Origin of the sequence: uncultured Ruegeria sp., assembly GCF_947489545.1 — a bacterium.
Lineage (GTDB): Bacteria > Pseudomonadota > Alphaproteobacteria > Rhodobacterales > Rhodobacteraceae > Ruegeria.
The window spans coordinates 244,180-264,115 of sequence record NZ_CANLDZ010000001.1; the positions used below are offsets into that span (position 1 = coordinate 244,180).

A 19,936-nucleotide genomic window follows, 5' to 3' on the forward strand; every position below is an offset into this window, starting at 1 on the left:
GCTACATTCTAGTTGTTTGGCAGCATGATCAAGGCCAGATCAGGTACGAGTGAAACCAAAATCCAAACAGACAGCAATGCCACAAGATATGGCACAGTGTAACGCAACAGCCGGAAATAGGGCACGCCCGTCACGCTGGATGCGACATAAAGGTTCAGCCCGTATGGTGGCGTAATGAAACCAATCGATGCACCGACCAGGAAGATCACTGAGAAATGGATTGGATCAACACCAACCGACGCAGCAATCGGTGCCAGGATCGGGGCAAGGATGATCGTCACCGGCAGGCTTTCCAACACCATGCCCGAGAAAAAGACAATCACCATAGACGTGAACAAAACCGCATAATACCCGCCCATAGACGTCACGAAATCGCCGATGGTTTGCTGTGCACCCAGCAATGATAGAATTTGCTGCATGACCACCGAGATGGCGATCAGCGGTGCAAGAATACCAGTAATCTGGGCCGAGCGGATGACGATTGAAGGGATCTCGGGGATTGTGAAGCCTTCGACGACCAGCATCTCAGCAAAGCTTTTATCGGTGGGTGAGACGTCGTCGCGAGCGCCCATGATCCGGTTGATCGGATAGCTGACCAATCCCGCTATCACGCAAAACCCGACGGTAACACCGGCCGCTTCGGTTGGGGAAAATTTGCCTGTGTAAATACCCCAAAGGACGAGACCGATGGCAAAGAACCCAAGCCACGCGCCAAACGCAGTTTTAAGGATCCGGTTCAGTTGCAACGGAATCAAATAGCCCCAGCCATTCATGCGGCAAATGATCCAGCAGGCAAATTGCATGCCAATGACCATCAAGGCGCCGGGCAGGATTCCAGCCAAGAACAGCTCGGATATCGGCAGGTTCATCAGGAACCCATAGACGATGAAGATAATCGACGGTGGGATAATAATACCGACGGTGCCACCAGCCGCCGCTGTCGCGGCGCTGAAGCGCTCGTCATAGCCGCCCTTGACCATCTCGGGGTGCAGCATCGAACCAATTGTTGCCGTGGTCGCCGAGTTCGACCCGGAAATCGCCGCAAACAACCCGCAAGCGCCCAATGACGCCATCGCCAGCCCGCCGCGTATCCAACCCAGACACGAGTAGGCAAAGTCGCTCAATCGTCGCGCGATACCTGACTTGTTGATCAAATCTCCGGTCAGAATGAACAGGGGCATCGCCAACAGAGCAAAGCCTTTGTTGAAGACGTTCAACAATTCGGCGCCCATGTTGTCGAGTGTCAGGCCCAACACAAAAGAGCAGCCAATCACCCAATAACCGATGACCAGCAGCACCGGCACGCCCAGCATGAATAGAAACGTGACCCCCAGCGAGATCAGTGTGACAATGGTTCCGTCAGTCATCAGTCTGCCCCAATCACGGCCTGCTTGATCAGCGGCTCGCCTGTTTTCCAATTGCGCAAATCGTCAGCCAAATTCTGAAACACACGGCCGACCATCAGAAAAAAAGAAAGCGGTGCCGCAAGCAGGAACCACCATTGCATGATGTTGTCGGTTCCTAGGACGATTTGGAAGTTCGATGCGGACAACGCTACAAGTCGCGAGGTTGTCACAATCACGATGACGGCAAAAACAAACCACAAGACTGCGTCCAAAATCAGACAGCCTAGCTGCCCGGCACGCGGCATTGCGCTACGAAATTCGCTGAAACTCAGATGCGTACGCAGACGTACATTGTAGGACGCCCCGAACCAGGCCATGACCATGAACAGCAGCGGCGGAATGGTTGTGGACCAAGGTTCCTGATCGTTAAAGACAAATCGGTCGATTACGCCCCAAAAGATGATCAGCGCGATGGCAAGATATGAATACACCATGACCGATCGTTCAAAATGGCGCTCGATGAACGGCACCTTGCGATAGATCAGCATAACGAGAAATCCGCCGATCGCGGCGACAACTGTGCCAACAACCCAAGCCGCATCGGATCGCAACGCACTTTGAATCTCGAACGAATCCTGGCTCAACAAGGCGCTGAAAATAGCGCCGACATCTGCCCAAAACGACATGAACCCCGTCCTCCCAGTCGGTGTTTAGGTGAACCGGCCCGTATGGGCCGGTTCATCAGAGCTTAGATTAGGCCTCGCCCTTCCACCAACGGCGTGGCTCAACATTTTCTGGCAGAGTATCAGCCGGGATCTCACGCGCGATGTCGTAGATCTCTTGATAGGTGTCGATACCACCAGCCCATTTATTCAGACGCTCGCGCCATTCAGCCCAGGGTTCCGGATTGTAGTTCGGGGCGCACATCTCTTCGGCCAGTTTGATCTGATCGTCGGCCAGGAACGCGGCACGCACGCCGTTTTCGGCAAAGATCGTGTTCGGCAATTGCGGATCCGAGAAACCAACTGTGTTCAGCAAGGCCGCTTCGTTGGCCCCTTGAATAAGCGCTTGGGTGAAGTAGGACGATTCCATAACCGCATCCTGCAATTCGCCACCCAGCCCATCGAAGACGCTGGCAGACATCGAAGTATGCTCGGTTCCGCAGAAGAACTTGAGGTTCACAGACTGCGACACCACTGGCGCCATGTTGGCGTATGCCACAGCGGATGCCCAGGTTTCTGCACCATCGATCAGACCTGTTTTCAACGCATCAAGGGTTTCTTCCCACGCCACCGGAACCGGGTTCAGGTTCAGAAGCTGCATCGCGATCCGGCCCAGCTGCGTGCCCGTGACACGGTTTTTGGTGCCAAACAGTTCTTCCAGTTTCGTAACCGTCGGCTTGTCAGCAAAGGTAGATCCCATCTGCAGGCCACGCAGTTCACAATGCGTAAACAAGAACTTCAGCCCATGCCGCTTCTCGAGCGGTTCACGCAGGATGCGCTGGCTCGCGGGGCTATAGAAGAAGTGATACTGCGCCGCGCGGCTTGGGAACATGTATGCATAGTCCAACACGTTCAGATAGGGCGCGCCACCCGCCGAGTTCTGGGTCGACGCCGCATAGATGTCGACGATTCCCTGCTGTGTTTTTTCGACACAACTTAGCTGGCCACAGATCTGATTGTCGCCAATGAACTCGATGCGAATCTCGCCGTCTGTGCGTTCTTCCAGGTCGCGTGCAAATTCAATTGCCCCGGCCCGCTCGATCAAAAGGTTTCTTGTATTGAACCCGGATGCACCGAATTTCAACGTATGCTTCGGCTCTTTCGAGAACCGCTTTTCATAGGTGGATTCTGCAGCTTGCGCCAGATTGGCGATACTCATGGCACCACCGAATCCGCCAGCAGCCAACAACGTGGAGCTCATGCCATACCGGCCTGCCACACGGAAAAAATCTCGACGCGAAATACCACTTAGTTTTCGACCGATCTCCATTGCTTACCTCCCTGATCGCAATTATTGAGACATTTTGTATCAAAAAAGGCTAGTATAATTCTTCCATCTTGCATAGAGTTTTTTTCAACGACGTTGGGAGGACCCGGATATGGAAGTGGATTATGCGATTGTCGGAGCCGGATCTTCGGGCTGTGTCATTGCCAATCGACTAAGCGCAGATCCAAAGACATCCGTGGCGCTGTTGGAGGCCGGCGGGCCCGACAGGAACCCCTGGATTCATATCCCCGTTGGCTATTTCAAGACGATGCACAACCCGTCGGTCGACTGGTGTTACCGCACCGAGCCTGATCCTGGCCTGAACGGCCGATCCATTGACTGGCCACGTGGAAAAGTACTCGGTGGATCGTCTTCCCTGAACGGCCTTCTTTATGTACGTGGCCAGAAAGAGGACTATGACCGCTGGCGCCAAATGGGGAATGTCGGCTGGGGCTGGGATGATGTGTTGCCCTTATTTAAGCGCAGCGAGGATCAGGAACGTGGCGAGGATGAATTCCACGGAATCGGAGGGCCTCTTGCGGTTTCGAACATGCGTATTCAACGACCCATATGCGATGCTTGGGTCGCCGCGGCGCAGACGGCGGGCTATCCGTTCAATCCAGACTACAATGGCGCCAACCAGGAAGGTGTGGGGTATTTTCAGCTGACCACCCGCAATGGCCGACGCTGCAGCGCAGCCGTCGCCTACCTCAAACCGATTCGGAACCGGCAGAACCTGAACGTCATCACGCATGCTCTAGTCAGCCGGATCGAACTGGACGGAAAACGTGCGACCGGACTGATCTATCGCGATCGCTCAGGTCAGATGAAAACGCTCAAGGTGCGCCGCGAGATCATACTATCTGGCGGCGCGATCAACTCTCCCCAGATTCTGATGCTGTCGGGCATCGGTGATCCGGATCATTTGAAAGACAACGGGGTAGAGCCCATTCACGCCCTGCCTGGGGTTGGCAAGGGACTGCAGGACCATCTGCAAGCCCGCCTTGTCTTTAAGTGCAACGAACCAACCCTGAATGATGAGGTGAGAAGCCTGTTCAATCAGGCGCGTATTGCACTGAAATACGCCCTATTCCGCGCCGGACCCATGACCATGGCGGCAAGCCTTGCGACCGGATTCGTTAAAACCCGCACGGACGCTCAAACACCGGACATCCAATTCCACGTCCAGCCTTGGTCCGCCGATAGCCCAGGTGAAGGTGTACATCCGTTTTCGGCCTTCACCATGTCCGTTTGCCAGTTGAGACCGGAAAGCCGAGGGGAGCTACGCCTGGATGGCCCAGACCCGACAAAGTATGTCAAAATCATCCCCAATTACCTGTCGACCGAAACGGACTGTAGAACCATTGTCGATGGCGTAAATATCGCGCGCGGGATCGCACGTCATAGTCCACTGACTTCCAAAATATCCGAAGAGTTCCGACCAACGTCGGATCTGTCATGCGACGACTACGAGGGTACATTGGATTGGGCGAGATCGAATTCCGTCTCGATTTATCACCCCACAGGGACATGTTCGATGGGCACATCCGAAAACTCGGTGGTTGATCCCAGCCTGAAAGTAAACGGAATTGGTAATCTTCGGGTTGCTGATTGTTCGATAATGCCCGAGATCGTCAGTGGGAACACAAATGCACCTGCGATTATGATAGGTGAAAAAGCCAGCGAATTGATCCGCGCCACTCTTTGAGATTGCTATCAAGGTTCAGTGAACCCGTGGGCGCACTGCCGTGTGCAGACAGGCCAGTTTTAGCAATACTGGCAGCCAACGCACAGCTTCTCGAAGGTGGATTTGAATTGACGGACAAGTATTTTAGCGACGCGGAAACAATCAAGCCATGTAGATACACAACATCTTCGGCTGGAACTTGATCCTGCGCAGGACTGTGAACCCGCGATGACAAACGGCCTGTATTCGATACAATCCTGAAACATGTAGAGAATCTATGCGGCGCCAATGGCAGCAACCTGCAATTGCTCAATCAAACTGGCACCCATTTGTACAACTCCGCCATCGGATCGTGGGACGACAATAGCTCATTCCCAATCGGGATGGAATTTAAACTCGCCGTTCCACTGGTCATGTGCATTGCAGTGACCGAAGCAAGGGCCGTCCACTACGACGATTCGAAGGAAACGGAATTCTACAAAGCGGCCATGAAGGGCGACGTACATCGGTGGGTATCGAGGGCGTTCGCACGCATCTTAATGTTCCGCTTATTCAGGATCGGGGTGCGTTCGGGAACTTTATTCTGAACGGCAGGGTATAAAGACCCTTCTCCTTAGACGACATTGCCCTGGTTGAAGCCTTCACCGCTCAGGCGGCGATCCCCATCGAAACCGCCGCGCAGCTCCGTGTCCTTTAAACTTGACTGGCGCGCATGGCACGACGTCCTGCAGGTCATCAGTCACAATCACGATGACGAGAAACCGGTCTTTGATGCGATCCTGAAACGTCTGCGCGCTGCGCAATGCCCTCTGGCAGGTCTAATTCCGGGGACATCTGAAGATGAGTTCAGACACTGGCAGCGCGCATCGGGATGTTTTCTGAGGCGATTGATCTATTCGAGACAGGGCAAATGCGGATGGGCGTACATTGTCTTTGACGATATAGGCCAAAGCGACCTGAAGAAGGTTACGGTCCGGTCGTACCTTCAATGGTGGATGCGTCCAATATCAATAACATACTGCTCGTCCCCTTGATGAAGAATGGCATTGAACAGCCCCACTCGAGTAATCCAAATTAAAAGTTGTTGCATGGTTGGGAGTGGGTCCATTGGGGTACGGGCCTTTGATGCTGGTACCTGGTCACAGAAGATAGTCAACTAACACGCTGGTAAACAGTTCAGGCTTTTCCAGATGTACTGCGTGTGCGCATCCTGGGATAACCGAAAGGCTTGCGTTGGGGATGCTCGACCAGAGCAAGCTGGTCTGCTCCCACGAATAAGTTCTGTCCCGGTCGCCACAAATTATGAGTGTCTCCTGAGGCAGTGCCGAAAGGTTCTCGGTACCTGACCAGTTCTTCATCGCATCAAGACCTGCTTGGATGGCCTCCATCGACGCCATTTGCGCCAGACGTTCACAAGCTTTGAAGTTTGTTGCCTGCTCGTTTTTCCAGAACCATGTCGCAGCGATCCGACTGGCCGTATCTTTAACACCATTGCTTTGAACCCGCGCTTTGCTTTCATCGATTGTTTCGAACCTGCCGGGTAGGACGCCGATCGCGCCAGTCGCATAAAGTATCAGACGTTGAACACCACCTGGATCCATGCGCGCGATCTCCTGAACGATCATCCCTCCCATAGAATGACCCAAGAGGTGATACTGTTCTATACCCTTGTCTCGAAGCGCACTTAGAACCCAATCAGCGAGTTCATCGATGCGACTTATGGCCGGCAAATGACGGTTGCGGCCGAATCCTGGCAGGTCAAGGGCGGTAACGCCAAAATGGTCTGAAAGAGCTTTGAGTTGCAGATCCCATTGTGCGCTTCCCCCCATCAGCCCATGGACAAGGACAAGCGGTTTCATTTGCGTTGACCCTGAACTATGCGATCCAAAATCATAGCACAGAACAGGATTGCAAAACCGGCGAGGATGCCCTGCCCGACGTTGGCGTATTGCAATGCCTCAAGTACATCTTCGCCCAGTCCTTTGGCGCCAATTAATGAGGCGACCACTACCATCGCCAGCGACAACATGATCGTCTGGTTGATCCCCGCCCGGATCGAGGGGCTGGCCAAGGGCAAATCGACCTTTGTCAGCAAGTACCATTTGTTGGCTCCAAAGCTGATCGCTGCCTCTCGCACACTTTCCGGTACGCCGCGCAAGCCAAGAACAGTCAGGCGAACGACGGGTGTGCCGCCAAAAATCATTGTGGTGACGACGGCGGCGGGTTTACCTGTTCCAAAGAACGCGATCACCGGGATCATGAAGACAAAGGCTGGCATTGTTTGCATAAAGTCCATGATTGGCTGAATAAACGCGTAAAACCTTGGACGCCTCGCCGCAAACATACCCAACGGAATGCCTATGATGATCGACAAACAGGCGGCGGTGCCCAGCAGGGCAAGCGTCGTCATCGCTTTTTCCCAGAAGCCGAGCAGACCCATATAGGCCAAAAACGCCCCGGAATAGATCGCCATCCGGACACCTGCGGTCAGCCACGTCAGCAGTATGATCAGCGCAGCGATCACGACCCACGGCGTGCTGACGAAAATCAGTTCCAGCGCGTCCAGCATCAACCGAATGCAATAGGTGATCCCATCGAACAACGCCTCGCCGTTCAACACCGCCCAGTTAAAGAAGGCTTCTACGCCTTCGATGCTGACCAGACGAATTTCCGGGTTGGTCGGGAAGTTGCTCAGGATCTCGAAGCGTCCGGGGAAACTGTAGTTCACCATGGCAACGGCGACGATCAGGACCATGAAAATCGCACTAAAAGCGATTTGGGATATCGGCATGCCCGAGCGGAGACTACGGTTCGAAAGCCATTCGGAAAACCGCGCTTCAAGCGCCCAATTGGCGACAATCGCTTCGACGAGCTTAACCGCAACAAGGACTGCAAGGCCCATTAAGGCAATTGTCGGGCCCTGCTCGGCCAGCGCCTCGGCTTCGGCGCGAATGCCGCCGATATTGGCTTCCAGCCCATCCACGGCACGTTGAAACGCATCCACCCTATCCGAGCCACTTTCGATGGCTGCCGCCAATTGTTGTCGACGTAGTTCCAGCGTTCCTTCAATCGAGGCGATACGCGCCATAGCGTCCGAGGCCAGATCACCAAACAAACCCCGCGCGATCTGCACAAATGCAATCGCCTCGACGATCAGAAAGCACAACGCCCAGGACCATAGCCCCCGCGCGCCAAACCAGATTGGGCCGAAAAGACCGGCGAAAAAATTGAAGGTTGCCGTGAACCTTGCCGACGCACCAACCTTGTCGAAATTTGCGATGTAATAGTCGGGGCTTGTGCGGACAAAAGCACGGATGTTTTCTTTGCGCTCTTCTGCATAGGCCAGCGCGGCCTCGCTTTCAGTGTCTTCCAGCGGATTGATGTTCTGATCTTTCATGACACCTCTGTCCCTTCAATAACGGTCCGCAAAAGATCAGCGCGGGTAATTGCGCCGACGTCAGCGCCAGCGTCGGTCACGACGATCGGCTTGTCGTCGTCAATGGCAAGGTTGATAAGGTTGCTCAACGTCTCGTCGGGTTCCACGCGGTACACATCGGCAGGCAACGGGCCATGAGTTTCGATCCAACTCTCGATGGGCTGCATCACCACCTTTGCATGAACCACCTTCAGGCGTGAAATCCCGGCCACAAAATCAGCGACATAGTCGTCTGCCGGATGCATCACGATATCTTCGGCGGTCCCCATCTGAACCATCTTTCCATCGCGCATAATCGCGATGCGATCGCCGATCCGTACGGCTTCATCCAGATCATGCGTGATGAAAATCGTTGTCTTCTTCAGTATTTTGGAAAGTCGTATGAACTCATCCTGCAACTGGCGACGGATCAGCGGATCGAGTGCAGAAAACGGTTCGTCCATCAACAACACATCCGGGTTTGCCGCCAGGGCGCGGGCCAGACCCACGCGTTGTTGCATACCACCAGACAATTCATGCGCAAACTTCGCGCCCCATGCGCCCAACTCAACAATATCAAGGATCGCTGCCGCCTGTCGCATGCGCTCGTTCTTGGCGACTTGCCGGATCTCTAGCGGCATCGCGACGTTATCCAGCACCGACCGGTGCGGCATGAGCGCGAAATTCTGAAAGACCATCCCGATTTTCTGATTGCGAAAATGCTGAAGATCTCTGGCCCCAAGGGCCATGACATCGGTTCCTTCGATTTCAATCTTTCCAGCCGTAGGCTCCAGTAATCGGTTGAAATGGCGCACCAAAGTCGACTTGCCACTTCCCGACAACCCCATAATGCAGAATATCTCACCCCGGTTCACTGACAGGCTCACATCCGCGACACCGACCACACAATTGTACTCGGACAGAACCTCGGCCTTGCTTAGGTTTCGGTCGCGGATCGCCTTTAGCGCCACTTGTGGCTTAGCGCCAAAGATCTTCCAGACGTTCGAGATTTCAATGACAGATTCTGGGGTCATTTCGCGCCTGCATGTAAGATTGGTCGGTTCCAGCACCGGCCATCGCCGGTGCTGTCGTTGTTGCGGGTGCGCTCAGAGCCCCAGCATCGAGTCGACGCGATCGGAATTGGCGCTTACCCAATCCTTTGCGGCGTCCGCTGGATCGCGCCCATTGGCACTTATCTCAAAGGCCAGCGCGCTCACATCATCTGCGGTCAGCGCGAAATTGGCAAAGAAATCGGCAATTGCGGGCGAGCGATCTACAAGCGAGTTCGACCACGCAATTTGCACCTGCTTCAGCGCGTCCTTTGTAGCAACGTTCGACTTTTCGTACCAATCCGCGTCATCTGAAGGCTGCACCATGACATACTTCGCGGGATCAAAGGTAGGCTCGGTCAGCATTTCGACGTCGAACATGAACCACACAGCATGGGGTTTGTAGCAATAGAATGCGTAACCCTCACCCTTGGCGATCGAGTCCTTGATCCGCGCGGTTTTCACACTTTCCTCGGCCCGGATCGGTTCGATAAAGTCCAGCAATCCGTAATCCCGCACTTTGACCTCGTTTACATTTGCCGAGGCCCAGCCTGGTGCGCCGATCCACATCTCTCCCTTCCCATTACCGTCGCTGTCCATCAGTCCCGCAACGTCTGGGCGACCCAGATCAGTAATGTCGGTGATATTGTTAGCCGACCCGAAATCCTTTGAAACGCAAAAGCCCTGATTACCCTCGTATGGGTTCGATGACAGCGTTACGGTGCCGGCTTCATCCACATATTTCTTAGTGAAACTTTCCTGATTTGGCAGCCAGACGTCAGGGTGTACGTCGATATCGCCCTTACCCTGATCCATCGCTTGAAAAATCGTGGCATTGTTGCCGGGCACGTATTCAACTGTGCCTCCGATCCGCGAGGTGACGACCTCACCCAGAACATAGGCGATGGCTTGTGCCCCGGTCCAGGAAGGCACACCAATCTTGACATCTTCAGCAAACGCAGGAGCGCCAAAAGCGCTCAAGAATGCCAAACCGGTTAACGTTTTCTTCAGTGTCATTACAAAGATCTCCTTGTTGGTGGTTTTTTGTTTATTGTTATTATGAAGCATACCCGGGAAGCCCGAAGGTATCAGAATAGCCAAAAAGGGCAGCGCTTCCGCCAGTATGCAGGAAAACCACGTTGTTCATCCCGTCAAAATACCCTTTGCGGATTTGGTCGATCAGCCCATCAAGCCCCTTGCCGGAATACACCGGGTCAAACAAAAGACCCTCGGTCCGCGCCAGCAACTTGATGGCCTCGACCATACCGTCGGTTGGTTTGCCATAGCCGGGTCCGACGTAGTCGCAGTTTGCACGCACATCACCGCGCAAAATTTCCACACCCGTTCCCAAATGATCGGCCGTGCGCGTCGCAAGATCAAAGACCATTTGTTCTTGCTTTTCCCGAGGCGCCCTGACGCCAATCCCCAGTAGGTGGGTGGTGCTTTTGATTGCAGATAACCCCGCCACAAGCCCCGCCTGAGTACCGGAACTACCGGTGGCATGTACAAGCGCATCCAATGAAAGGCCCATCTTGGCGGCCTGCTCAATCAGTTCCCTCGCGCAGTTCACGTACCCTAGGGCACCAACTGAATTAGACCCACCCCCTGGAATGATGTACGGTGTTTTACCCTTGTCACGCAAACGCTTCGACAGGGCCTCCATCTCGGCGTTCATGTCTGTGCCGTCACCGCGTTTTGACACAGTTGCCCCATGCAGGCGATCCAGCAATACATTCCCATTCAGAGTATAGTCGGGATCATTTGACCCGGTTCGGTCCTCGAGCAGAATATGACAGTCCATCCCCAGCTTCGCCGCGGCTGCAGCGGTTTGGCGTGCGTGGTTCGATTGGGTCGCCCCTTGGGTAATGATCGCGTCAGCACCCTGCCCTGCGGCATCCGCCATCAAAAACTCAAGCTTCCGTGTCTTGTTGCCGCCGGTCGAAAGACCGGTGCAATCATCCCGCTTAACCCACAAACGGGGACCACCCAGAACCTCACTCAGTCGGTCCATCGGCTCAAGCGGAGTAGGCAGATGTGCGAATGAAATACGGGGAAATCCTGCCAACGTGATCGAGAGCTCCTTGCAGAGACTAACAGTCATATCCACGGCATCACCGGCGCCGTGTTCCGCGATGTCTACTGTCTCGGCCATTCTCTGGGGTCCTCCAACTTGGGTTTTCCCAAAGCGTTTCCTATCGAAACACAGAAAAACAGTGCTTTTTTCTATGGCTGCTCATACTTTTGCTTTGGCTGGAGGTGAGATTAATGGATACGCAATGGCTGGATGACGTCCTTGCTCTTTTGGAAGAAGGTAATCTGAGCCGCGCTGCCGCACGCCGAAACATCACACAACCTGCGTTTTCCCGACGCATACGTTCGTTCGAGGATTGGCTGGGTGTCCCGGTTTTGAACCGGAAGACAAACCGCGTCGAAATTGGCGAAGCGTTGATTTCGAACGAGTCAGAAATCCGCGCAATTCTCTCACAACTACGCGAGATGCGCACAAAAATCGTTCATCATGATCCCAAAGCAAACACGGTCAGGATAGCGGCGCAGCACGCCCAGGTGTTTTCTCGTTTCCCGGATATGGCGCTCAAGGCGCGCAAAAAGCTGCCGGGCATAAAGTTTCGCCTCCATCCCGCAAACCTAAGCGATTGCGTGAGTATGTTCTTGCGCAAGGATGCAAGCATGCTTTTGTGCTACGAGTCTGAACTTGCCGAACCCCTGGAGTTCGGAGCAAATGTGTTAAGAGGATCGTGGGGTCGCGACTATCTCATACCCGTGGTCGGCGGCTCAATGCGTTTTGCTGTGAAAGACGGTGGTGACATACCGGCGGACTCTCCATCCGTTGTCTATCCAGACAACAGCTATTTCGGTCAGGTATTGCGAAAAAAGGAAAGACTGTTCGGAACCGCTGGTTTCAGCACAAATCCTATTTGCGAAACGGCATTTTCGACGGGGATTCGTGAGATGCTCCTCAAAGGGCTAGGCGTGGCCTGGTTGCCATTCAGCATGGTGCACAACGAACTGCAAAGCGGAGACGTGATCTCATTGGCAAATCGGCTTGGGAAAGAACCCATGGATGTTGCTATTTACGCCGACCGCAACAACCCAACTGCGTTGAGCCTGTTTGATATTTGGGGCAGTGCGCCAAAGTAGTATTCCAATCGTGCCCTGCCTCTGCATGGGCAATGAGTTCGCATCAATCAGACCATTTACACGGTTTGGAAACGGCACGCATCATCGTATTCCACCAACCATCTTGCTTTACCTGCGCTGGGATGAAATTGATCGCCTGAACTCAGCTTCTTACCCTTGAAACTGCGGCACGGCTGACCAACATACGTAGCGTCGATGTAAAGAAAGTTAACATATGACCTTGAAGAACCCCGCCGCCCTGGAGTTTCTGCACTCGCGTCGGTCCCGACCTGCCAAGACGTTGATCGCGCCGGCCCCTAACCGGGATGAGCTGATCCCCTTGCTGACGGCCGCAGCCCGCAGCCCTGATCACGGAAAACTGGAACCCTGGCGGTTTGTTGTTCTTGAGAAAGGCGCCATGCCGCGCCTGGCAAATCTGACCGAAGAAACCGGCCGCGCTTTGAACAAAAGCCCGGAAGAAATCGTGAAGGCGCGCAGCCAGTTTGACTTGGGCCATTTGGCCGTTGCGGTGGTTGAAGTACAAAAACCCTCGGCCAAGATACCCGCGATCGAGCAGACCTACTCAGCGGGGGCCGTTTGCCTGGCGCTATTGAACGCCGCTCTGGCCGCAGGATGGGGCGCGAACTGGTTGTCAGGGTGGCAAACTCATGATCGAGGATTCTGTGAAAAAGCACTGGGGCTGTCGGAGAATGAGCGCGTCGCAGGGATGATCCACATTGCCACAGAGAGTGCTGCCCCACCGGAACGTCCACGCCCGGATGTCACCACACTGACCAAATGGGTTTCTGAATGATCATCCTGAACGCCTTTTTTGCTGCCTTGGGTCAAATTGGTGATCCAAAGTTCCGATCCGTTCTTTTGCGCGGCATTGGCCTGACGATCCTGCTACTGATTGTCGCCTGCGCCGTTGCAATCTGGTTCATAAACATGCTGTCCGGGAATGAGATTTCACTGCCCTTCATCGGTGCTGTGCCCTGGTTGAACGATGTTTTGAACTACTCGGGCATATTGTTGGCGCTAGTGCTTCCAGTGTTTTTGATGATGCCCGTAGCCTCGGCCATAACGTCGATCTTTCTGGAAGATGTCGCGCAGGCTGTGGAAGACAAACACTATTCCAGCCTGCCCCCTGCCCATAAAATCCCCTTTGGCGAGGCGCTGCTGGACGGTCTGAGTTTTATGGGTGTGTTGATCGTGGCAAACCTGCTGGCCCTGATCCTCTATGCAATATTCACGCCGTTTGCGCCCTTCATATTCTGGGGAATGAACGGATTTCTGCTGGGTCGCGAGTATTTCACGCTCGCAGCGATGCGCCGTTTGGGGCGCGAGAATGCCCGAAAGCTCCGGGCGAAGCATTCAACGACCATATGGTTGGCGGGAACCTTGATGGCAATTCCACTATCTGTCCCGTTGGTAAATCTGGTGATTCCGATCATCGGTGTCGCCACGTTCACCCACATCTACCACCGGTTGTCCGGCCTCAATTCCTGATGGGCCTTACCGGGGTTCGAGGTTGTTCAACCAGTCGAAGTCCCGCACCGAGATCACACCGGAAATAATGATCCCGGCAATGATAACCCACAAGATCACCGTGATACCTGTGGTGATCCACAGCTTTTTCTTCATGTGATGCACTTCGGGGGCACCCGCGTGGGTGCCCGGCACAATCTCACCCAGATCGCCTTGTGTCTTGATGCGAATGGGCAGCACAACAAGCAAGGTCATGAACCAGATCACGGCGAACAACACCAAACCGGCTGTTATGGTCATTTCAGGCCCTCCGGGCTGGGGTTCAAACCTGCTCTAGCTCAACAAGGCAGCCGTTGAAATCCTTGGGATGGAGGAACAAGACCGGTTTGCCATGGGCACCGATCTTTGGGTCACCCGATCCCAGAACACGAGCCCCTGTTTCCTTCAGATGGTCGCGCGCCGCGATAATGTCTTCCACCTCGTAGCACACATGATGAATGCCACCGGCGGGGTTCTTTTCCAGAAATCCGTTGATCGGGCTGTCATCACCCAGCGGGTACAGCAATTCGATCTTTGTGTTTGGCAATTCGATGAACACAACGGTTACGCCATGATCGGGTTCATCCTGTGGCGCACCGACTTTGGCGCCCAGCGCGCTGCGATATTGCTCTGACGCCGCCTCAAGATCGGGCACGGCGATAGCGACGTGGTTCAGACGACCAATCATGTCATTCTCCTCAGTCCTGTGTTGCATGGGTTATGGGGGCAGACCTGCTAAAGGACAAGTGCGCCAAATCGCCTGTTAACCCTGTGTTAGCCAGAAGTTCCTAGCGTGAGGCATCTGCTGAATAGGAGATCTGCCATGGACGATTCGGGTCCTTTCGCCACCACCGTCGCTACGCCAACCGCTGCCCGGCCCTTGCTGGGGCAAACCATTCTGGTTGTCGAGGACAGCCGATATGCCTGCGATGTGATACGCCTCATGTGCATGCACAGCGGCGCCAGAATCAGGCGCGCCGATTGCCTGAAATCAGCGCGTCGGCATCTGCAGATCTACCGCCCCTCGGTTATTCTTATCGATATGGGACTGCCTGACGGGTCCGGCGCGGATCTGATTGCCGAGCTTTCGAATGCCAGCCCCCGCATCAGTGTCATTCTGGGGATGTCCGGCGACGATTGCACTAAAAGCGCCGCTCTGGACGCTGGGGCTGATGGGTTTCTAGCTAAACCGATAGAGTCCATGTCGTTCTTTCAAAGATCCATCCTGAAATTGCTGCCTGAGGATCGACGCCCCAGCGGCCTACACTCGGTTCGCGACGAGGTGATCCGGCCAGATCCCATGGCTTACCAGGATGACATGGCCCATATCGCGGACGTGCTGGCGGGGCCGAATGACCATCGGACATTAGACTATGCGGCACAGTTTTTGTGCGGCGTTGCGCAAGAAGCAGATGACAATGTACTGGCGGAAGCCGCTCGTCAGTTGGCCAGGTCGCGTGCACATGGCACACCGGTTACCGCGCAGGCCGCAAAGGTTGCCGGTATTGTCCAAGACCGCCTGGAACAACGGGAGGCAATCTAGAATGGTCACTGCCTATTTCATCACAGCAACCTTTTTGTGCCTGTGGGTCTACCGACAGACACGCCACACTGCACGAGCAATACGGGCGAACAGAAGCGACCTGAAAAACCCGTTGGACTAACGGTTTTCGACCTCAGCGAACAGTCCAACACTCGGGAAGCGCGGGCATTCGGGCCTAGCGGTGTCCGCGCCACCGGCAAAACAGTGGCGCGATTGGACGACCAGACTGTCTTTACACGCAGTTCAGGTTGCGATGGATGACTAGTCTTGCGGTATAATCCGCAAACCCAGTTCCATCATTTGATCTGAGGTCGGATCAGACGGCGCATCCATCATCAAATCTTCAGCACGCTGGTTCATCGGAAACATCATCACTTCGCGGATATTGGCCTCATCCGCCAGCAACATCACAATCCGGTCGATGCCTGCAGCGCAACCACCATGCGGAGGAGCGCCATAGTGGAAGGCATTGAAGAGTGCGCCAAAGCGGCTTTTAACTTCATCCTCACCATAACCCGCCAGCTCAAAGGCTTTCAGCATGATCTCAGGCTTGTGGTTCCGGATTGCGCCTGAAACCAACTCGTACCCGTTGCACGCCAAATCGTATTGATAGCCGCGTACATCCAGCGGGTTACCCTGCAACGCCTCCATCCCGCCTTGCGGCATCGAGAACGGATTGTGTTCAAAATCAATCGCGCCGGATTCTTCGTCCTGCTCGTAGATCGGGAAATCCACGATCCAAGCGAAGGCAAAGCGGTCTTTCTCGGTCAGGTTCAACTCGTTGCCGATCACGTCGCGGGCTTTGCCCGCAACTTTTTCAAAGGCTTTTGGCTTGCCGCCGAGGAAGAACGCGGCATCGCCGACGCCCAGACCCAGCTGTTGGCGAATTGCCTCGGTCCGCTCGGGGCCGATGTTTTTGGCGAGCGGCCCTGCGGCCTCCATGCCTTCGCCCTGATCCCGCCAGAAGATGTAACCCATTCCAGGCAAGCCCTCTTTCTGGGCAAAGGCGTTCATGCGGTCACAGAACTTGCGGCTACCACCGGTGGGTGCGGGGATGGCGCGAATTTCGGTGCCCTCTTGCTCCAACAGTTTGGCGAAGATCGCAAAACCTGAGCCACGGAAATGGTCGGAAACAACCTGCATCTTGATCGGGTTGCGAAGGTCCGGCTTGTCACTGCCATACCACAGCGCCGCGTCTTTGTAGGAAATCTGCGGCCAGTCCTGGTCGACCTTGCGACCACCGCCAAACTCTTCAAACACACCGGTCAGAACCGGCTGGATCGTGTCGAACACGTCCTGCTGTCCAACAAACGACATTTCGAGGTCGAGCTGGTAGAAATCAGTCGGCGAACGATCAGCGCGCGGGTCTTCATCGCGGAAACAAGGCGCGATCTGGAAGTACTTGTCGAAGCCCGACACCATGATCAGCTGTTTGAACTGCTGCGGGGCCTGAGGCAGCGCGTAGAACTTGCCTGGATGCAGGCGCGAGGGCACCAAGAAGTCGCGCGCGCCTTCTGGCGAGGACGCGGTGATAATCGGCGTCTGATATTCGCGAAAACCCTGATCCCACATGCGACGGCGCATCGAGGCCACGACGTCCGACCGCAGTGTCATGTTCTGCTGCATCGCCTCACGGCGCAGGTCCAGATAGCGATAGCGCAGGCGGGTTTCCTCGGGGTATTCCTGATCGCCGAACACCATCAGGGGCAGCTCGTCGGCAGCACCCAGCACTTCCAGCTCGCGCACGTAAATCTCGATTTCACCCGTGGGCAGTTTGGAGTTAACCAACTCGGGAGCACGCGCTTTGACCGTGCCATCGATACGGATGCACCATTCGGACCGCACCTTTTCGAGCTCGGTAAAAGCAGCGCTGTCGCCATCGCACAACACCTGGGTCACGCCGAAATGGTCGCGCAGGTCGATAAACAGCACGCCGCCATGATCTCGTACCCGATGCACCCAGCCAGAGAGGCGAACGGTTTCGCCAACATTGGCGGCGGTCAGAGCGGCGCAGGTGTGGCTGCGATAGGCGTGCATGAAATATCCCTTCGGGCGCAAAATTCGTCGCGCCGGTACACCGCGTCAGACTGAGAAAGTCAAGGCAGGTCGCGCCGTCAAAACGGCCTTTGCAGGTTCCCGCAATAGAAATACACACCCAAAGCCACGGCAACGATGATATTACCCAAGATTGGTCGCAACAGATCAACATGGAAAATAACCCGTGCTGATGGTAAGCCCAACTGAATGACAGCCCGCCCGCGACGGTCACGGCGGCGTTCAACAGTTGTGCCCCACGCCCTTCCGGCGGGATTGCGTGGTATCGCCAAAAACAAGCCGAAACCGCAACTCCTGCGGCATCGCCCGGGTCAACAGGTCACCAATTCTACCGGTATCAGCCCGCGTAGCGAGTTTCCCATATATACGGTTTGCGCATTCTGGAGATCGGTCAGGGTCAACTTGGACTCCGTAAACTCATGACCTTCCAAAAGCTCTTCGCGCAGAATGCCTGGCAACAGCCCACACGACAGTGCCGGAGTAAGGCGTTCGCCGTCTTGCATCACGACAAACAGATTGGTGATCGTACCTTCACAGAGTTCATCGTGCTCGTTCAGGAAAAGCAACTCGTCAATATCGTCCGCCATAGCCGCTCGGGCGGTGTCATATACCGAGCGCCGCGTTGTTTTGTAACGCAGCCAAAGATCAGACGCGTTCAGCCTTGTGTCGGCCAGCGCTAACCGCCAATGGGGCGGGTTATTCGCCAGAGGCGCTGTTGTCAGTTCGAACTTTCCCGAGATGTCCATCGTCAGCCTGCACCGCAACGGTACCTCATTCGGCACATCAGCCAGAGCTTCCAAAGCCTCGTCCACTATGAATGGCAAGCCTAGTGCGGCGGCGGTTCGCGCCATGCGCCTCAGATGGCGGTCTCGCCTTACTAAACCCTGATCTGGCCGGTGGGCCAACGTCTCGATCAGGCGGAAATCAGACTCAACTGGTGCGCAAAGCGGGCCTTCCATAGCGCTTCCTCATATTCAGACGGGGCTGTACTGTCCCAGACTACTCCACCACCCACGTTCAGCGTCGCCGCGCCATCTTCGACCATCAGGGTGCGGATGGCCACGTTGAATTCGGATCGTCCATCCGGGGCCGCCCATCCGATGGCACCGCAGTAGATGTCTCGCGCCCATGGCTCCAGCTCGGACAGTATTTCCATGGCGCGTATTTTGGGTGCGCCTGTGATGGAACCGCACGGGAACAGGGCAGACAAGATATCAGACAACCCGGCACCCACCTGCAACTGAGCCCGCACGAGCGACACCATCTGGTGCACCGTCGCGTAAGTTTCGACCTTGAACAATTCGGGCACGTGCACCGATCCTGGTAGGGCAACCCGGCTTATGTCATTGCGCAGCAGGTCGACGATCATCAGGTTTTCGGCCCGGTTCTTTTCGTCAATCGACAAGAAATTCCGCCGGCGCGCATCCTCGGCCATATCTTCGCTGCGGGGCTGCGTGCCTTTCATCGGGCGCGTTTCGATACATCCCATTGTATCGGTTCGAAAGAACAATTCTGGCGACCGGCTGAGCAGGTCTGGCAGGTCATCCTGTTCGACAAAGGCGCCGTGCCCGACAGATTGACGGGCTGTCAGCGCGGCAAAAAGCGAAGCACTATCGCCGTTTATGGTCATGTCGATCGGGAAGGTCAGGTTAGCCTGATAGATATCTCCGGCGCCTATGGCATCGTGAACCGTCTGAAAGGCCCGCGAGTATCTCTCATCATCCCACCTGGGTCTAAAGTCGGAGATTCCTGCATCCGCTTTTGGTAGGTCGCTTTGGGTCGGATGATCGTAAACGCCAAAACACATCAACGGCAAACGGCGATCTTGCGGCAGGAGCGCCAGAAGGCGCGCCTCTAACGCATACCCAAGCTCATAGCTTGCATACCCGGCCACCCAGGCACCGCTTGCGCGTGCCTCATCCAGCGCCGTCATTGCCTGGGGCACGTCCTCCGCCATGTCAGCGCGGATTATCTGGGAAGGCCGGGCAAAACGGGTTCCCGGACCGGCCGGCCCCTGATCAAAACGAATACGCAATTGCATCCTCATTTGCCGTGCAACGGGGTATAGAGATTACGCCGACGAGGGGAAGAGGGGAAAGCGGCAATTTCGCCCTTGTTTTCGATACCTCTTGAACCTTTTGGCGCGGTCCCTATAACGCAGGACAATTTGGGCGCTTGGGCGGCGCC

At 55.3% G+C, this 19,936-nt stretch carries 18 protein-coding genes; 5 read left to right on the forward strand and 13 right to left on the reverse strand.

Features of this window, described 5'->3' with window-relative positions; translation table 11 throughout:
* Positions 1 to 8: 8 nt before the first annotated feature.
* From Q1B13_RS01170 to Q1B13_RS01180, 3 genes are all read right to left on the reverse strand, one after another.
* The gene (locus Q1B13_RS01170; RefSeq protein WP_298933786.1) at positions 9 to 1,367 is read right to left on the reverse strand and encodes a TRAP transporter large permease; all 1,359 of its coding nucleotides are present in this window, start codon (positions 1,365 to 1,367) and stop codon (positions 9 to 11) included.
* On the reverse strand, positions 1,367 to 2,032 hold the full coding sequence (locus Q1B13_RS01175; RefSeq protein ID WP_298933788.1) for a TRAP transporter small permease: 666 nt from the start codon (positions 2,030 to 2,032) through the stop codon (positions 1,367 to 1,369). Before Q1B13_RS01175 ends, Q1B13_RS01170 begins: the two co-directional genes overlap by 1 nt.
* A gap of 67 nt (positions 2,033 to 2,099) precedes the next feature.
* Positions 2,100 to 3,338, reverse strand: coding sequence for a TRAP transporter substrate-binding protein (locus Q1B13_RS01180; RefSeq protein ID WP_298933790.1), 1,239 nt, complete (start codon positions 3,336 to 3,338; stop codon positions 2,100 to 2,102).
* A gap of 109 nt (positions 3,339 to 3,447) precedes the next feature.
* On the opposite strand from Q1B13_RS01180, the gene Q1B13_RS01185 reads away from it, so the two are divergent.
* Positions 3,448 to 5,043, forward strand: a complete 1,596-nt coding sequence (locus Q1B13_RS01185; protein ID WP_299077198.1) for a GMC family oxidoreductase — start codon at positions 3,448 to 3,450, stop codon at positions 5,041 to 5,043.
* Between the two features lie 1,118 nt (positions 5,044 to 6,161).
* On the opposite strand, the gene Q1B13_RS01190 is transcribed toward Q1B13_RS01185, so the two are convergent.
* The 5 genes from Q1B13_RS01190 to Q1B13_RS01210 form a co-directional block, all read right to left on the reverse strand.
* Positions 6,162 to 6,881, reverse strand: coding sequence for an alpha/beta fold hydrolase (locus Q1B13_RS01190; RefSeq protein WP_299077201.1), 720 nt, complete (start codon positions 6,879 to 6,881; stop codon positions 6,162 to 6,164).
* Positions 6,878 to 8,419 carry a proline/glycine betaine ABC transporter permease gene (locus tag Q1B13_RS01195; protein ID WP_299077204.1) on the reverse strand — a complete coding sequence of 514 codons (1,542 nt, stop codon included), beginning with the start codon at positions 8,417 to 8,419 and terminating at the stop codon, positions 6,878 to 6,880. The genes Q1B13_RS01190 and Q1B13_RS01195 overlap by 4 nt, the downstream gene beginning before the upstream one ends.
* Positions 8,416 to 9,471 carry a glycine betaine/L-proline ABC transporter ATP-binding protein gene (locus tag Q1B13_RS01200; RefSeq protein ID WP_299077206.1) on the reverse strand — a complete coding sequence of 352 codons (1,056 nt, stop codon included), beginning with the start codon at positions 9,469 to 9,471 and terminating at the stop codon, positions 8,416 to 8,418. Before Q1B13_RS01200 ends, Q1B13_RS01195 begins: the two co-directional genes overlap by 4 nt.
* Positions 9,472 to 9,543: 72 nt before the next feature.
* Entirely contained in the window at positions 9,544 to 10,503 is a 960-nt protein-coding gene (locus Q1B13_RS01205) for a glycine betaine ABC transporter substrate-binding protein (protein ID WP_299077209.1), read from the reverse strand.
* A gap of 40 nt (positions 10,504 to 10,543) precedes the next feature.
* Complete coding sequence (locus Q1B13_RS01210) at positions 10,544 to 11,638, reverse strand: D-cysteine desulfhydrase (protein WP_299077212.1); 1,095 nt, start codon at positions 11,636 to 11,638, stop codon at positions 10,544 to 10,546.
* Between the two features lie 113 nt (positions 11,639 to 11,751).
* Here Q1B13_RS01210 and Q1B13_RS01215 point away from each other — a divergent pair, with 113 nt between their 5' ends.
* The 3 genes from Q1B13_RS01215 to Q1B13_RS01225 all read left to right on the forward strand — a co-directional run bounded on the left by Q1B13_RS01215 (position 11,752) and on the right by Q1B13_RS01225 (position 14,133).
* Entirely contained in the window at positions 11,752 to 12,645 is an 894-nt protein-coding gene (locus Q1B13_RS01215; RefSeq protein WP_299077214.1) for a LysR family transcriptional regulator, read from the forward strand.
* A 214-nt stretch (positions 12,646 to 12,859) separates the two neighbouring features.
* Positions 12,860 to 13,438, forward strand: a complete 579-nt coding sequence (locus Q1B13_RS01220; RefSeq protein WP_299077217.1) for a nitroreductase family protein — start codon at positions 12,860 to 12,862, stop codon at positions 13,436 to 13,438.
* Positions 13,435 to 14,133 carry an EI24 domain-containing protein gene (locus tag Q1B13_RS01225; RefSeq protein ID WP_299077219.1) on the forward strand — a complete coding sequence of 233 codons (699 nt, stop codon included), beginning with the start codon at positions 13,435 to 13,437 and terminating at the stop codon, positions 14,131 to 14,133. The genes Q1B13_RS01220 and Q1B13_RS01225 overlap by 4 nt, the downstream gene beginning before the upstream one ends.
* 6 nt (positions 14,134 to 14,139) lie before the next feature.
* On the opposite strand, the gene Q1B13_RS01230 is transcribed toward Q1B13_RS01225, so the two are convergent.
* Both Q1B13_RS01230 and mce read right to left on the reverse strand, forming a co-directional pair.
* Positions 14,140 to 14,412 carry a DUF1467 family protein gene (locus tag Q1B13_RS01230; RefSeq protein WP_298933806.1) on the reverse strand — a complete coding sequence of 91 codons (273 nt, stop codon included), beginning with the start codon at positions 14,410 to 14,412 and terminating at the stop codon, positions 14,140 to 14,142.
* A gap of 22 nt (positions 14,413 to 14,434) precedes the next feature.
* Positions 14,435 to 14,839, reverse strand: coding sequence for a methylmalonyl-CoA epimerase (gene mce / locus Q1B13_RS01235; RefSeq protein WP_299077222.1), 405 nt, complete (start codon positions 14,837 to 14,839; stop codon positions 14,435 to 14,437).
* A 135-nt stretch (positions 14,840 to 14,974) separates the two neighbouring features.
* On the opposite strand from mce, the gene Q1B13_RS01240 reads away from it, so the two are divergent.
* Positions 14,975 to 15,694 carry a response regulator gene (locus tag Q1B13_RS01240; protein WP_298933810.1) on the forward strand — a complete coding sequence of 240 codons (720 nt, stop codon included), beginning with the start codon at positions 14,975 to 14,977 and terminating at the stop codon, positions 15,692 to 15,694.
* Positions 15,695 to 15,955: 261 nt separating this feature from the next.
* On the opposite strand, the gene aspS is transcribed toward Q1B13_RS01240, so the two are convergent.
* The 3 genes from aspS to Q1B13_RS01255 form a co-directional block, all read right to left on the reverse strand.
* Complete coding sequence (aspS, locus tag Q1B13_RS01245; protein WP_299077225.1) at positions 15,956 to 17,731, reverse strand: aspartate--tRNA ligase; 1,776 nt, start codon at positions 17,729 to 17,731, stop codon at positions 15,956 to 15,958.
* Between the two features lie 329 nt (positions 17,732 to 18,060).
* Positions 18,061 to 18,708, reverse strand: a complete 648-nt coding sequence (locus Q1B13_RS01250; protein WP_299077228.1) for an aminotransferase class IV family protein — start codon at positions 18,706 to 18,708, stop codon at positions 18,061 to 18,063.
* Positions 18,663 to 19,790, reverse strand: coding sequence for an aminodeoxychorismate synthase component I (locus tag Q1B13_RS01255; protein WP_299077231.1), 1,128 nt, complete (start codon positions 19,788 to 19,790; stop codon positions 18,663 to 18,665). Before Q1B13_RS01255 ends, Q1B13_RS01250 begins: the two co-directional genes overlap by 46 nt.
* Between the last annotated feature and the right edge of the window lie 146 nt (positions 19,791 to 19,936).

Bases quoted from the DNA above. Each gene is read 5' to 3' on its own strand.
- Q1B13_RS01170 (WP_298933786.1), bottom strand. From the start codon at position 1,367: ATGACTGACGGAACCATTGTCACACTGATCTCGCTGGGGGTCACGTTT.
- Q1B13_RS01175 (WP_298933788.1), bottom strand. From the start codon at position 2,032: ATGTCGTTTTGGGCAGATGTCGGCGCTATTTTCAGCGCCTTGTTGAGC.
- Q1B13_RS01180 (WP_298933790.1), bottom strand. From the start codon at position 3,338: ATGGAGATCGGTCGAAAACTAAGTGGTATTTCGCGTCGAGATTTTTTC.
- Q1B13_RS01185 (WP_299077198.1), top strand. From the start codon at position 3,448: ATGGAAGTGGATTATGCGATTGTCGGAGCCGGATCTTCGGGCTGTGTC.
- Q1B13_RS01190 (WP_299077201.1), bottom strand. From the start codon at position 6,881: ATGAAACCGCTTGTCCTTGTCCATGGGCTGATGGGGGGAAGCGCACAA.
- Q1B13_RS01195 (WP_299077204.1), bottom strand. From the start codon at position 8,419: ATGAAAGATCAGAACATCAATCCGCTGGAAGACACTGAAAGCGAGGCC.
- Q1B13_RS01200 (WP_299077206.1), bottom strand. From the start codon at position 9,471: ATGACCCCAGAATCTGTCATTGAAATCTCGAACGTCTGGAAGATCTTT.
- Q1B13_RS01205 (WP_299077209.1), bottom strand. From the start codon at position 10,503: ATGACACTGAAGAAAACGTTAACCGGTTTGGCATTCTTGAGCGCTTTT.
- Q1B13_RS01210 (WP_299077212.1), bottom strand. From the start codon at position 11,638: ATGGCCGAGACAGTAGACATCGCGGAACACGGCGCCGGTGATGCCGTG.
- Q1B13_RS01215 (WP_299077214.1), top strand. From the start codon at position 11,752: ATGGATACGCAATGGCTGGATGACGTCCTTGCTCTTTTGGAAGAAGGT.
- Q1B13_RS01220 (WP_299077217.1), top strand. From the start codon at position 12,860: ATGACCTTGAAGAACCCCGCCGCCCTGGAGTTTCTGCACTCGCGTCGG.
- Q1B13_RS01225 (WP_299077219.1), top strand. From the start codon at position 13,435: ATGATCATCCTGAACGCCTTTTTTGCTGCCTTGGGTCAAATTGGTGAT.
- Q1B13_RS01230 (WP_298933806.1), bottom strand. From the start codon at position 14,412: ATGACCATAACAGCCGGTTTGGTGTTGTTCGCCGTGATCTGGTTCATG.
- mce (WP_299077222.1), bottom strand. From the start codon at position 14,839: ATGATTGGTCGTCTGAACCACGTCGCTATCGCCGTGCCCGATCTTGAG.
- Q1B13_RS01240 (WP_298933810.1), top strand. From the start codon at position 14,975: ATGGACGATTCGGGTCCTTTCGCCACCACCGTCGCTACGCCAACCGCT.
- aspS (WP_299077225.1), bottom strand. From the start codon at position 17,731: ATGCACGCCTATCGCAGCCACACCTGCGCCGCTCTGACCGCCGCCAAT.
- Q1B13_RS01250 (WP_299077228.1), bottom strand. From the start codon at position 18,708: ATGGAAGGCCCGCTTTGCGCACCAGTTGAGTCTGATTTCCGCCTGATC.
- Q1B13_RS01255 (WP_299077231.1), bottom strand. From the start codon at position 19,790: ATGCAATTGCGTATTCGTTTTGATCAGGGGCCGGCCGGTCCGGGAACC.